Genomic DNA, 13,584 nt, shown 5'->3' with positions numbered 1-13,584 from the left:
ACCCCTCACCCCTCACCCCTCAGTAATAATTTCTCCATCTGCTGGCATTCCTGGTTTAGCAAATCCTTGCGGATTATCAATACTGAGTTTGACACCAAAAACTTGTCGCACTCGATCTTCGCGGAAGTAAATATTTTCTGGAGTAAATGATGCTTGCGGATCAATGGCTGCCACTCTTGCAGATAAAGGGCGATCGGGTGCAGAATCGAGAAAGACATTAGCACGTTGTCCAACGCGCACATTGCCAATTTGTCCTCCTGGAATGAAGCCGCGTAAATAGACAGTGTTTGGATCGATCACTGTCAGTAATGTTCTACCTGTTGCTACAACTTCCCCAGGTTCCACACTACGAGTTAACACAACTCCATCTATGGGACTCACAACGTTGAGATAGGCAATTTGTGCTTGAATTTGTTGGCGGGAAGCTTGCGCATTTTTGACTTCGGCTTGGGCTGCTGCAAGTTGCGATCGCGCGACATCGAGTTGTCTGCGTAAAGCATTCAGTTGTGTATTACGAATATTTGGGTTTAAACTTGCAGTTTGGGCTTGAACTAATCCGCCCTGGGCTGCATTGACTTGCCTTTGTGCGGCGTTGATTGCTGCTTTTCGACTTTGAAGTGTTGCTTGTGCTGTTTGAAATGTTGTTTGCGCTTGATCGAATTGTTGCTGGGTAATTGCGCCTGCTTGTAGTAGTTGTTGAAAGCGATCGCGTTCTTTGCGGGCGAGTTCTAGTTGCGATCGTGCTTCGACTAATTGGGCTTCTGTTTGACTTAACTGTGCTTGTGCTGTGGCTACATTTGCTTCTGCTTGCGCAATTCGTCCCCTAGCGTCTCCCTGCGATTGTTGTAGGTTAAACTGTGCTTCTTCAATTTGGCTTTGGGCAACGGCAATTTGCAATCGTGCTTGTTGTTCTTGTTGCTGCGCTGCACTCAAACGAGCATTTGCTCCTTGTAACTGTGCTTGAATTTCTGCATCATCTAATTGCACAATCACCTCACCTCTGCGTACCTCATCACCCTCACGTAAAGCTACTGCATCCACACGTCCTCCCACCTTAGCGCCAACATTTGTAGGATAACCTTCAATCCGACCACTTAACTGTAATGCAGTAGACTGAGGACGTGACAAATACCACATTGCGATTCCTACTGCACCTATAATCAACAAGCCCAACGGAATTAATAAGCGCAGATTTATACGTTTTGCAGGTGATGCCTGAGCCGTTTCTTGAGGTGAGACTAATTGTGTCATAACAAATAACCCTCAAGCATGACGGTCAAAATATCAACTCAGTGGAGTGGACTAGACCGTATGGTATGATTTACTATAATCGTACTAGACTGTCCAGTATGAATCAAGACTTTTTACAAAAGTTCAAGCTCAAACTATGGCTAATTTCCCACTACGAAATACTTCTAATTCAGCACTGAACTACTTGAACGAAGTTGGTGTGGAGTTAGTCAAACATCTTGAATCAGAACCTGTAGGAAGTTCTAATAGTAAGCGCGAACAGATTTTGCAAGGCGCGATGCAAGTTTTTCTCAAACAAGGGTACGCCAAAACGAGTATGGATCGCGTTGCAACTACAGCAGGCGTATCGAAGCAGACAATTTATAGTCACTTTCAAGACAAAGAAGGGTTGTTTGTGGCGTTAATTGAGCGCGTAACAATTCGTAGTTTCTTGTGTGAATTTCAAAATCCATTTCAAGGCGAACCTGAAATCGTATTGCGGAGAATTGCTGAAAAGTTTTTAGCTAAAATGGACGACCAAGAATATATCGCCTTTTTTCGGTTAGTGATTGCAGAATCTGCACGTTTTCCAGAATTAGCACAACTTTATACCTGTACAGTTGTACAGTTTGGATTCCGAAATCTCAGCAATTACTTTGCAGCTCATCCAGAACTCAATATTACTGATACCGAAGCAACAGCCCGCATTTTTCTTGGTTCTTTAGTTGCATTTGTTTTAGCACAAGAAGTCTTGCACGGTAAGCATACAATACCAATGGAAAAAGAACGCTTGATTAGTAGTTTGATTAACTGTGTTTTAGGTGAGAAAATCTAAAATAATGAAATACTATCACAGTACCCTATTACCTATCAAACCTGGGGAGAGTTCTATTGGTGATATCACGTTGGGCTTCTTGCTGCTGCTGCCATTCTTGTGCTGCAGTCTGGTGAAGGGATGAATCTCGTACCTCTCTAGAAGTGGTAAGAACTCGTTGGATATCTTGATTAGCCTCTTGTCTTTGCTGTTCGCATGTAGCTTCAAAATTGCGTTGGAGCCTCAGTAGTTCTAATTGGTAGCGCAATTTTTGCTGTGGCTCTACTTCTAAGCTGTGTGTTTGAGCGTAATTAGTGGTTGGGACTAATAGTATCATTAGTAAAGCTATGATGATGCTTTTCATATCAATTTTCCTCAAGCTAATCAACAAAAACAAAACAAGTACCAATGCAGCCAGTATTTTTTGAAGTACATGAGTTTGTCTCCAAATTGTTTTGCTCAAGCTTTAGCTACTAGCTATCAGATATTTTTTGATGACCGATCGCTTTCAATTATGATAATAAGCACATAATTTGAGGAACTTGTGAAGAAATGGTAGTAGTTTGAGAAAATTCTGAATTATAGAATATTTTTTGAGTAATGTTTTAAGCTTGTTACTTGATGATTTGGACGTGACAGATGAAGAGAAAAGTTTAATTATTTGCTTGAATAAGAATTATAACTGTTTATTAATTTTAGTCATTGTTTAGTCTAAAAATATAGATGAATCACTAATTAAATTATCCTTAACAATAAAATTAATTTCAATTACTCATACTTCAGAAAACTTAATGAGTTGCCACAAACCAATCAATCAGTTTTCGGGCAATGCTTGAGGGTGGTGGAAGCTTTGGGAGATTGTGTTTATGAAACCAACCCGCATCAACTAACTCTTGCGGTTCAATTGTAATAACCCCACCTGCATAAGTTGCCGTAAATCCAATCATCAGTGAATTAGGAAAAGGCCACGGTTGCGATCCAAAATAGCGAATATCTGTAATCTCTATACCAACTTCTTCGCCGACTTCCCGTATCACTGTTTCTTCTAGAGATTCTCCTGGTTCTACAAAGCCAGCGAGTATGCTGTACATTTCTGGTGGAAATCGATGGGCGCGGGCTAATAATAATTCTTCTCCACGCGAGACAAGCACAATAATTGCAGGTGAAAGACGCGGATAGTTCACTAATCCACAGCTAGGACAACGCTTAGCACGTTCGTGCGATAGTTGTGTCATAGGCGTCGCGCAGTGTCCGCAATACTGATGAGTGCGATCCCACTCAACAATTTGAATGGCACGACCACTGAGCATAAATATATCATCGTCTAATGTGGCATATAATTCGCGCAGTCCACATAAAGACATTCCATTAGGTAAAAGCGTATCTTTAGGCAGTTCTGCTGAATAACACGGTTGGTTGTCTAATGTACCGAGAAATTGCGTGCGTACAGGTGTTAAGCCAATTTCTTCTAAACTAACGAGATAAGGGATATGGCTAATAGTTTCTTCCTGGCGAACTAGTAATTGATTGCCGACAAAAGCAAACCACCAAGCGGGTTCAGAATTTTGGATAGGTGGAGTAATCCCAGGAATGAAGATACGATGCATTGTCAGTAGAAGGCAATTGACCTTTATAATATCACTGCACTTGAACCGTAAGAAAAGTATATTGATGGGTAATCAAATTGTGCGACGCAAACCCACACCAGAAGAAATTATTGCCGCAACAGGCAAGACGGTTCCAGATATTATTGCACCAAATTTGCGTGTTTTGTTTTGTGGTATTAATCCTAGCGTTTACAGTGCCGCTGTTGGACATCATTTTGCACGCCCAGGAAATCGCTTTTGGCGATCGCTTCATGCAGCAGGTTTTACCGATCGCTTACTCTCTCCTTTTGAAGATCGCGATTTGTTGCAATTTGGCTATGGTTTAACCAACATTGTCGATCGCGCAACAGCAAGAGCCGATCAATTAGTACCAGAAGAACTCATTCAAGGTCAACAACAGTTAATTGCAAAGGTACAGCAATATCAACCACAATGTCTAGCGATTTTAGGCATCAGTGCTTATCGCACTGCGTTTCATCTTCCTAAAGCTACTATTGGAAGACAAAATGATTTACATGGGACGATGGTTTGGGTGTTACCTAACCCTAGCGGGCTAAATGCCCATTATCAACTTGCAGATCTTCAACGAGTGTATCGAGAATTATTGATTGCCATTGAGACTTGAGAGATCGCACTACTAAACTTCTGCCACAAATATTGAAAAGCCCCTTTCTTTCTATTATAGGTAAGGCTAATTCTTTTAGTCGTAATAATACGTAATTACTCAAACCTCATGTAGCTCATATATACTATTGACACTAGTGAATTTAAATTCATTGGTAAAATTTAATACTTATTTTATAAATCAATAGAAAAATGGTAACAAGCTGGCATTGTGGTTACAGCTAGCGGTGTTGTAGCCCAAACGACACCAAAATAACTATCAGTAGTCTTGCCTATTGCAATTATCAGCAATCAACTTACCACTACTTCCTGTCATGTTCGTTAAATATCGACAAATGATCTGGGCTGCGACACTGACTCCCCTAGTCATCTTGAGTTCTTCTACGCTTCCTGTAATAGCTACAGTCAATCAAACGCAAGTGTCGGCTACCCCAGTTGCGAACCAAAATGCTAATGCAATGCAACTTATGCAGCAGGGAGTTAATTTTTATCAAGCTGAACAGTTCGCCGCAGCAGTAGAAGTCTTACAACAAGCCGTCCAAATGTTCCGTACCGAAGGCGATGCACTACACCAAGCCCAAGCATTAAATTATCTTTCCTTGGTTTATCAAGAACTCGGACAGTGGACGTCAGCAACACAAGCGATCGCCGATAGTTTACAACTTTTGCAAACCCAAGATAATGCAGAATATTTACCCATACTAGCCCAAGCGTTAAATACTCAAGGACACTTACAACTTGCCCAAGGACAAGCCGAAAAAGCCTTAACAACTTGGCAACAAGCAACAACAACTTATCAGAAAATAGGCGATCGCACTGGAAGCGTTGGTAGTAAAATCAACCAAGTACAAGCCCTCAAAGCATTAGGACTTTATCGCCGTGCTTTAACTAGCCTCAATTCAGTTAAACAACTTCTGCAACAAGAACCAGACTTGTTAATTAAGACAACAGGTTTGCGGAGTTTGGGTAATGTGCTGCGAGTGATTGGTGATTTACCGCAATCTGAAACAGTTTTACGCGACAGTTTAGCCGCCGCCCAAACAGTGCGATCGCCACAAAACGAAAGTGCGGCTTTACTTAGCCTTGGTAATACCTCACGCGCCCAACAGAACTTGCAAAATGCACTTTCTTACTATCAACAAGCCGCTAGTGTTACAAATTCTCCTCATCAAAAAATCCAAGCACAACTTAATCAACTAAGTCTATTATTAGAAACACAGCAATTGTCAGATGCCCAAGCATTATTACCAGAAATTCAGAGTTTATTAGCTAATGTACCTATTAGTAGAACCTCAGTTAATAGCCGAATTAATTTAGCTCAAAGTCTCATTTGTTTGAAACAACAAGAAGGGCAAATATCAGTGCAATCTTCCCCAATTGTGCAGCAGTGTGCAAATGGAGAGAGGGAAAAAGCACAAGAATTATCTTCATTACCTTCTTGGTCAGAAATTGGGCAAATTTTAGCAACTGCACTACAACAAGCTCGAACTTTACAAGATCAACGTGCTGAGGCTCAAGCATTAGGTTATCTAGGAGGATTATACCAGCAAACGCAACAATGGTCTGATGCCCAAAAACTCACTGAACAAGCTTTGTTAGTTGCGCAAACAATTAACGCTTCAGATATTACTTACCGATGGCAATGGCAACTCGGTCGTTTACAAAATGCTACAGGTAGAACCCAAGAAGCGATCGCATCTTACACTGATGCTGTGAGTAGTCTCAAGTCTTTGCGTAACGACTTGGTTGGAATTAACCCCGAATTACAATTTTCGTTTCGCGATAGTGTCGAACCTGTGTATCGCGAGTTAGTCAGTTTATTATTACAATCTCCATCCACAGCTAGTCAAAAAAATTTAGTACAAGCAAGAGATACGATTGAAGCGCTACAAGTCGCCGAAATTGAAAACTTCTTTCGTACTGCGTGTCTAGATACTCAGCCAGTACAAATCGATCAGGTAGATTCTTCTGCTGCGGTGATTTATCCAATTATTTTAGGCGATCGCTTAGAAGTCATCGTGTCACTTCCCAAACAACCGCTACGCCACTATGCTACAGCCTTAAGTGCAAACCGCGTGGAAAGTATTGTGGAAGGATTGCGTCAAACTTTATTCACGCAGACATCGCGGCGATATCTACCTTTTGCAGCGGAAGTTTATAACTGGTTAATTCGCCCAGTAGCCGCAGACTTAGAAAAAAGTGGCGTGAAAACAATCGTGTTTGTTTTAGATGGGGCGATGCGCAATATTCCTATGGCAGCATTGTATGACGGCGAGCAGTATTTAGTCGAAAAATACAGCATTGCCCTCACACCAGGTTTACAACTCCTCGATCCGCAGCCACTAGCGCGAGAAAGACTTAAAGCCCTCACAGCAGGGCTTACCGAAGCCCGCGAAAGCTTTGCAGCGCTTCCTAATGTCAAATTAGAACTCGAACAAATTCAATCAGAAGTACCAAGTCGCGTTCTCCTCAATCAGGAATTTACAACAAACACGCTGCAAAACGCAGTTCAATCTTCTCCAGTTCCGGTAGTTCATTTAGCAACTCACGGACAGTTTAGTTCTAAAGCTGAGGAGACATTTATTCTAAGTTGGGATAGTGCAATTGATGTCAATCAGTTAAACACTATTCTGCGTACCAGAGACACGAACAGGCGCAATGCCATTGAATTACTCGTTTTGAGTGCATGTGAGACAGTCGCCGGAGATAAACGTGCTGCCTTAGGACTTGCTGGCATGGCTGTACGCGCTGGTGCTCGTAGTACACTAGCAACACTGTGGTCTGTGAGTGATGTTGCTACAGCTTCATTGATGGGACAATTTTATAAAGAGTATGCTAACACGAGTGTGACAAAAGCCGATGCACTACGTCGCGCACAACAAACTTTATTAAAAGATCCTAAATACGAACATCCCTACTTTTGGGCACCTTATGTTTTAGTCGGTAATTGGTTGTAGGATTGTTAACAAAAAATGCTTGGCGACTAAAGTCGCAGCTAATCAGACGAAGACCACCTCCGTGGTCTAATACACCAAAATTTTGATAAAGTGTACGCAGGTACACTTAGTTTGTCTAGCCACAGACTTTAGTCTGTAGGCGTCTCAAAACCTTAAAATCTCTCTTTCGTAGTTTTCTGGAGTCGGTTCGATTTCCCAGACAATTCCTTCACCAGGTTCAAGTGCAACTTCGACAAATAGCTGTTCAACTGCTGCTGTAGCTGTATCTTCATTATTCTCAAAATCTTGTAAGTCTTCGGTTAGCAGTCTTAATTTGAATCCTCCAGGAATTAAAGCACCTGCAGTAGTATTGCGTAATTCAAAGCGCCATTGTTGTTCTGGATCTTGTTGGATGATACGTAATTCGTACTGTTGTCCTGCAATAGCAAGTTGACGAGATAATACAGCAGATGCAGGTGTCGGTTCTAAAGAACGCGATCGCGCTAAACTCGGTTGCAGTTCTACTTGTTGCCAACCAATTTGTTGCGCCACATCAGAAATTCCTGATCGCAACCACTGTAAAATTGACCATTGATCGGGTAATCCTTGACGGCGTTCGTATAAGCGCTGTCGCCATCCACCATGTGCAAGTATGGCACCCCACAGTGTAAATGGAATCTCCAGTCGTGGTGTCATAATTTCAGGATTGCCCAAACGTTGAATTAAGTTGTCTACCTGTACTTGCGGTATTGACAGTGGTGCGATCGCACTCTTTGTCTCTTCTCTAATGCCTAGTTGCTGTGCTACCCACAGAACATTGATATCTGCAATCAGTTCATCTTCATCTAAACTGTAAGTGCGATCGCTAGCATTGTAATGTCCTCTTGTCTTGAGTTGCTGGTGTGTTGTGTATCCCCATATTCGCATCCAGCGATCGTCAGGATTGACTTGCACTCCCAAATAATAATCTGCTGTCCATTGTGGGATATCAATCCATTCTTGCGGTACGCGTACTTCAGCCGTATCAATCGTTTCGCTAGGAATCAGAACTATTTTTGTTGTTCCCCAAACAACGGCTACGCCGTTTACAAATTCCCAAATACTCGCTAAAGCTGTTCTATTAGGAAAAACTTTCGCTTGCGGGGCGTATTCTGTGCGCAGCCACGATATAAAAGTATTGAGCGTAATGTGATTTAAATAAGCGTTCCAACGACTACTAGGAGTGGACTTTTGATGTTGCCAAGCTTGAGACTGATCGTTAGGAGAGATTTCGAGCCATAATTGTCTAGGGTTAGCCGCTGCCAGTAGCGAATCAAAAGTCATAATCGGTTACTCCCTTGAGGATTTCAGGTCAGCTAATGTCGCGGAGGTGGGGGAGTCGCCCGCTGCCATATCAGTTTGGCTATAGTGACTTTGCAGCCACTCATCTAGAACTGCGCTGATATTTTTTAGTACGTCGGAAGTTAGCGAAATATGCAAATCTTGACTCCACTGTGCAAGTGCTTTTAACAATTCTTCTCGACATTTTGTCAACCGCCGAGAAATTGTATATTGTTTGATATCAAGCTGTGCAGCCATTTGTTGTTGCGTGAGTGCTCCACCGTAGTAAAGTTGCAATATTTGTTGTGCTTGCACATCGAGTTTGGCGATCGCAGCAATTAACACTTCACTAATTTGCTGTTGCTGCGTCTGTCTATTTTGTAGTTCTTCTTGCGTAATGATATTGGTGAGTAAAGATTCGCCTTGCAATTCGGGTAAGTTATCCAACCATTCACCTGCATCTTGTCCTGGTTTGGGAGTATTAATCGAAGCGACTGTAGGATAAAGATAAGAACGCGCAGCTTTTGCACACGCTAGCATCCATTGTTCTAGTGTTTCTGCCTGATGTATTTTTGTACTAGGGTTTTGAGAATTATAGAGTTTGGCGATCGCTTCCCACGTTGCCGAATCAGGTTTTGCGAGTTGTCGCGTTGCACCTGCTTGTGTCGGAACATAAATTGTTTTGAAGCAATTCCACGCTATCAGGTAACTAGCAATTTTTTCTGGCGATAATCCTGCATTTTGCAATGCTTCTTCTAGTCGTTTGTGACTCAGCTTGCGTAGTAAACTCCAATCGGTGCAAATATCAACTTCTTGACGCTGGCGGAGAGTTTCTTTAATTGTGCTAGTAAAGATTGCACTGGCGTAGTTTTTGAGGTTAAAGCCTTGCTGCGAGTTGAATCCTTGGAGGATTTTATCAACTTTAGCGATCGCGATTTGAAAACAATCAGCGACTGTCTGTTGGCTACTCGTGAAATTCGTCACAATATTTTGCGCCGCCCAGTAACCAGCTTCTTGCAAGTAAGCATACAAGTGCCCAAATGCCAGACTTTCAGGTTGTGCTAGCCATAGTTTATGCCAATAAAGCGCCCAAAAGTTTTCCTTCGTTGTGGCTTGCGGCGATTGGGCTAAAGACTTTTGCATACTCCGTCGCAGTTTAGGTTCAGTCGCCCAGTTACTAAAGCGATCGGCATTGAACTGAATAAAAGACGAGAAAATCTCAACAATATCTTGACGAGAACGCATGAAGTAGCTACTGACACCACAGCCAGGAAAGGGGTTTGCAGTCGAGATGATTATCCTTATATCTTCTCACGAACCGCAGTTGCTGAATTAACCGAGTCAAAGACACATTTTCTCCAGCTTCTAATTCTTGTGGTTCTGACTATCCAGTGTTGCAAAAACCTGAATAGTGAACTCAAAAGCTTACTCTACCAACAATTCTCCACTTCCTACTGCCTACTCCCCAAACCCTAAAGAACTTTTTTCATCACACCTGCATAAAACAACAAACACCACCCTATGTAGTGAATGTAAGGCAACAAGCCAACGACAGAAATAAACCCTAATTCTTGGAGAAAACACGATGTCTTTCAATCAAATCAAGGGCAACCACAGAAACAACACCTTAAATGGCACAGAATATGATGACAAAATTTTAGGTCTTGATGGTCATGATACTTTGTATGGTAACGGTGGTCATGACTACCTCGATGGTGGTAAACATAACGATTACCTCGATGGCGGTTATGGTTCTGATACCTTGTATGGTGGTAAAGGTGATGACGTTTTATATGCTGGCTATGACTATAGCTACAACTATTTAGATGGTGGCGACGGTCATGATTACATGGGTGGTGGTTATGGCGACGACGTGCTTTATGGTGGTAAGGGTAAAGATACTCTTGATGGTTCTTATGGTGACGACTATTTAGATGGTGGTAAGGATAACGACTATCTTTATGGCGGTTATGGTTCTGATACCTTGTATGGTGGTAAAGACAATGACTATCTAGATGGCGGCTCCGGTAATGATTACCTCTATGGCGGTCATGGTAAAGATACTCTCAATGGCTACGGTTATACAGAATACGAATATGATTATCTCACTGGTGGTACAGAAGCTGACACTTTTGTCTTAGGTGATTCCTGGAGTACTTATTATCAAGGTGGTGGTTATGCCACAATTACAGACTTCTCTTACTTAGAAGGAGATAAAATTCAACTTTCGGGTTCAGGTGCAGGTAACTACTCGCTCGAATACACCGACTGGACTGGTAATGGCGTTACAGATACTTTAGTAAAATATGGTGCAGATGTAATTGGTGTTGTACAAGATACTAGTAGCCCAGTCCTGTCCCTCGACTTTACTTATGCCTAATTTACACTATCTAGAATTATGCAATGAGTTGTCACAATAATAATGCTGGTTGTGTAAGTATTAATGTTTGCTATCTAGTTTCTATGAGTGATTTACAAAGTTTAAATTAGATACAAACTCTCAATAATAGTACTTCTCAAAAATTGATAAATTTAGCTTTCCTAAATATTTAGGAAAGCTTTTAGCTTTATTTTTATTAAAAGTCATAGGGCTTTAGTAATTTCATATCAATTATTGATATCCCTTTTATACAAAAAAATAATTATTTTTGTTTTTATACAACTTGAGATGCTTTTGCAATTCTGCCTGTAAAAAACTGCATAAAAAAACAAAGTTAAACCTATTTAATTATAGAAGCAATTCAAAGGCTACTAAAACTATTTTAGAGGGAAAAATTAGTTATGTTTCAGAATCAATTGCATAAGTTAATGATGGCTGCAGTGCTATCGCTGCCTATTGTGTCACTAAATCCTCAAAGTACCTTAGCTGCCCCGCGTTACCTTGAAGTATATAACAACAATGACTTGGATGTTGTAGAGCTATACGTATCACCAACGCCTTCTAGGAAGTGGGGTCGAGATGTCTTGGGTGCAAATATTTTACCAAGTGAAGGCTATGAGCGAGTTAGGCTAATAAATAGTAGCCAATGTGACTACCATATTCGAGCTATCTACGAGGATCGTAGCTCTGATACAGGACAATTCAATCTGTGCGAAGATACATCTATAGAATTCTTTGGTTACGGCGGTGACGATTAAAGGTAATATCAGTTCATGACTGCCTATTCATATGTAATAACAATATTCACAGCAGTAGAAATGATAAAGTTTGTTCGTTAAATATTAGAGCCAAGGAAAGTCTGATAAGCCGAGTTTCTGGCTCACTTGCATTATGGCAAAATTCACGCGATCGCAACACTTATATTATGGAAAAATTACTAGAAATCATCTGGTGGTAACTATAGGAAGTATACTTTCTTCTCCAAATGCAAGTCCGAGATAGTATTCACTAAATATACATTGCAATCTTTAGCTTTAGTGACTTCTTATTCGCTTAAGATGCACAAGTGAATTTATTCGCCAACACTCTAAAAGTATTTTTTCTATTCACACTGCATAAAACAACAAAACCAACCCTATTAAGTGAATGAAGGCATTGAAACCAAATACTTCCTAATCCAAAGGACACTAATTCACTATGCAACTCAATAAGATTACTGCTTCACTCCTCTCTGTTTCTCTAGTTACTGCTGCATTTACCGTTGCCCCCACACCTGCAAATGCTAGAGGAAATAAAATTGATCAACTCCTCATCCAACACGGCTTGAATCCTACAAAATGTGGTCCTGGAGTAGTGGCAGTATGGGTAGACTTAAATCAACAAGCCTGTGCAGTACCTAATGCAGAATATCCTGCTGGCACCTATAGACTAACGAACAATTTTCAACTTGCTGCCATTAGCCAACAAAATCCCACTCCACAACCGAACAACCAAACTACTCCTACTACTAACAGTAATCCTACGGTCAATGTTTTTAATGTTGGAACTCCTGGAAGTTACCCCGCTGCGCCTACATATCCAAATACTCCTGGCGGATACCCACCACCAACAATGACAACTCCCTCAATTGTCTTCACTAGTAATCCTCATCAGCCTGTCTCTCCTGTGATTAGTGCGCAGATCAATGCTTCTTTAGCAGCTAAAGGTTTAAGTCTAACTTCGTGCAGTGCTAATCCTGGCGTAGTCGTGATGATGGATCAGTATATGGCGTGTGCCTATCCTACATCGGTTTATCCACCTGGAAGATATAGCTTGGCATTTTAGATTTTGGTAGTTGCGTGCGATCGCAAAAGCTGAATCAGTTGAAACCGCACCTACACTAAACTTTACCTGTGAAGACAGGTTTATGAAGACAATACTGATTTTCTGTTAAGTCTGCGCAGGCAGACTTCGTTTGTCAAGTCGCGACTTCAGTCGCCAGGCTTTGTACGAGTAGACGTTAAACAAAAGGATGGTTTACAGCAATGCGTCATGTCACTAGCAAAATTTCAGCCGTAATCTTTAGCTTCTTAGCAATATCTGCACCAGCATTAAGTCAAACCCAACCACAACCTACGCTTATCCCTGTTCAGTCTAGTGGTGGACAGTCGTTAAATCAACTCGTTCCCCAATGGGGTTTCAACTTAGTTCCCTGCATTACGGGAGTAGCATCAATTACTTATGGTGCAGAAAAAGCCTGCGTAACGCCGACACAACAGTTACCCGCAGGTGAGTATATTTATGAATCAACAACAAATCAAGTCACTCCACAGAACTCTCAAACTGGCGCTACTCCCAAGTTTACTTTTACAAGTGTGTTGGACTACAGCAATTGCTTAGAGACAATTTTGCAACTATATCAAGGTACCTTGAATCCTCAACAAAAAAATGGTTGCATAGCACAAAGCAATCAACAACTATCAAAATCGCAAGCTTTGGAATTAATCTCAGGAGCAAACTTCTACGCAACCAATATGCTAGAGCGTAAACTGTATCCGCCTCGCGGTCAACGCCGCCGAGTTGCCCAGATATTTCAGTTTATCTATGACATTGATGCAAGTGACGCAGAAATGCAGAAGTTAGCAACACAAAGTTACAGCAATTTACAGATGGATAGACCGCAGTAAGACTAAG

12 protein-coding genes are annotated in these 13,584 nt (G+C 41.4%); 7 read left to right on the top strand and 5 right to left on the bottom strand.

All coding sequences use genetic code 11. From position 1 onward, the window contains the following. Positions 1–12: 12 nt before the first annotated feature. Positions 13–1,251: an HlyD family secretion protein gene (locus IQ230_RS03560; protein ID WP_193930701.1), complete on the bottom strand. Its 1,239-nt coding sequence runs from the start codon at positions 1,249–1,251 to the stop codon at positions 13–15. A 136-nt stretch (positions 1,252–1,387) separates the two neighbouring features. On the opposite strand from IQ230_RS03560, the gene IQ230_RS03555 reads away from it, so the two are divergent. After that, positions 1,388–2,065, top strand: coding sequence for a TetR/AcrR family transcriptional regulator (locus IQ230_RS03555; RefSeq protein ID WP_193930700.1), 678 nt, complete (start codon positions 1,388–1,390; stop codon positions 2,063–2,065). Positions 2,066–2,093: 28 nt separating this feature from the next. On the opposite strand, the gene IQ230_RS03550 is transcribed toward IQ230_RS03555, so the two are convergent. Further along, entirely contained in the window at positions 2,094–2,408 is a 315-nt protein-coding gene (locus IQ230_RS03550) for a hypothetical protein (protein WP_193930699.1), read from the bottom strand. A gap of 424 nt (positions 2,409–2,832) precedes the next feature. Continuing rightward, positions 2,833–3,651 carry an NAD(+) diphosphatase gene (gene nudC, locus IQ230_RS03545; RefSeq protein WP_193930698.1) on the bottom strand — a complete coding sequence of 273 codons (819 nt, stop codon included), beginning with the start codon at positions 3,649–3,651 and terminating at the stop codon, positions 2,833–2,835. Positions 3,652–3,715: 64 nt separating this feature from the next. Between nudC and mug the strand changes: the two genes are divergently transcribed. Both mug and IQ230_RS03535 read left to right on the top strand, forming a co-directional pair. Then, on the top strand, positions 3,716–4,276 hold the full coding sequence (mug, locus tag IQ230_RS03540; protein ID WP_193930697.1) for a G/U mismatch-specific DNA glycosylase: 561 nt from the start codon (positions 3,716–3,718) through the stop codon (positions 4,274–4,276). Between the two features lie 313 nt (positions 4,277–4,589). Beyond that, positions 4,590–7,232, top strand: coding sequence for a CHAT domain-containing protein (locus IQ230_RS03535; RefSeq protein WP_228054544.1), 2,643 nt, complete (start codon positions 4,590–4,592; stop codon positions 7,230–7,232). 144 nt (positions 7,233–7,376) lie between these two features. On the opposite strand, the gene IQ230_RS03530 is transcribed toward IQ230_RS03535, so the two are convergent. Continuing rightward, positions 7,377–8,534 (bottom strand): DUF1822 family protein, encoded by a 1,158-nt coding sequence (locus tag IQ230_RS03530; RefSeq protein ID WP_193930696.1) that lies wholly within the window; start codon positions 8,532–8,534, stop codon positions 7,377–7,379. Positions 8,535–8,540: 6 nt separating this feature from the next. Continuing rightward, entirely contained in the window at positions 8,541–9,776 is a 1,236-nt protein-coding gene (locus tag IQ230_RS03525; RefSeq protein WP_193930695.1) for a sigma-70 family RNA polymerase sigma factor, read from the bottom strand. A gap of 340 nt (positions 9,777–10,116) precedes the next feature. Here IQ230_RS03525 and IQ230_RS03520 point away from each other — a divergent pair, with 340 nt between their 5' ends. From IQ230_RS03520 to IQ230_RS03505, 4 genes are all read left to right on the top strand, one after another. Continuing rightward, on the top strand, positions 10,117–10,911 hold the full coding sequence (locus tag IQ230_RS03520) for a calcium-binding protein (RefSeq protein ID WP_193930694.1): 795 nt from the start codon (positions 10,117–10,119) through the stop codon (positions 10,909–10,911). A 401-nt stretch (positions 10,912–11,312) separates the two neighbouring features. Beyond that, positions 11,313–11,669: a hypothetical protein gene (locus IQ230_RS03515; protein ID WP_193930693.1), complete on the top strand. Its 357-nt coding sequence runs from the start codon at positions 11,313–11,315 to the stop codon at positions 11,667–11,669. A gap of 439 nt (positions 11,670–12,108) precedes the next feature. Then, entirely contained in the window at positions 12,109–12,735 is a 627-nt protein-coding gene (locus tag IQ230_RS03510; protein WP_193930692.1) for a hypothetical protein, read from the top strand. Positions 12,736–12,935: 200 nt separating this feature from the next. Next, the gene (locus IQ230_RS03505) at positions 12,936–13,577 is read left to right on the top strand and encodes a hypothetical protein (RefSeq protein ID WP_193930691.1); all 642 of its coding nucleotides are present in this window, start codon (positions 12,936–12,938) and stop codon (positions 13,575–13,577) included. The last annotated feature ends 7 nt before the right edge of the window (positions 13,578–13,584 follow it).

This window comes from Gloeocapsopsis crepidinum LEGE 06123, from assembly GCF_015207655.1.
GTDB lineage: Bacteria > Cyanobacteriota > Cyanobacteriia > Cyanobacteriales > Chroococcidiopsidaceae > Gloeocapsopsis > Gloeocapsopsis crepidinum.
The sequence above is the reverse complement of the archived record's forward strand: the minus strand, read 5'-3'. Positions and strand labels throughout refer to the sequence as shown.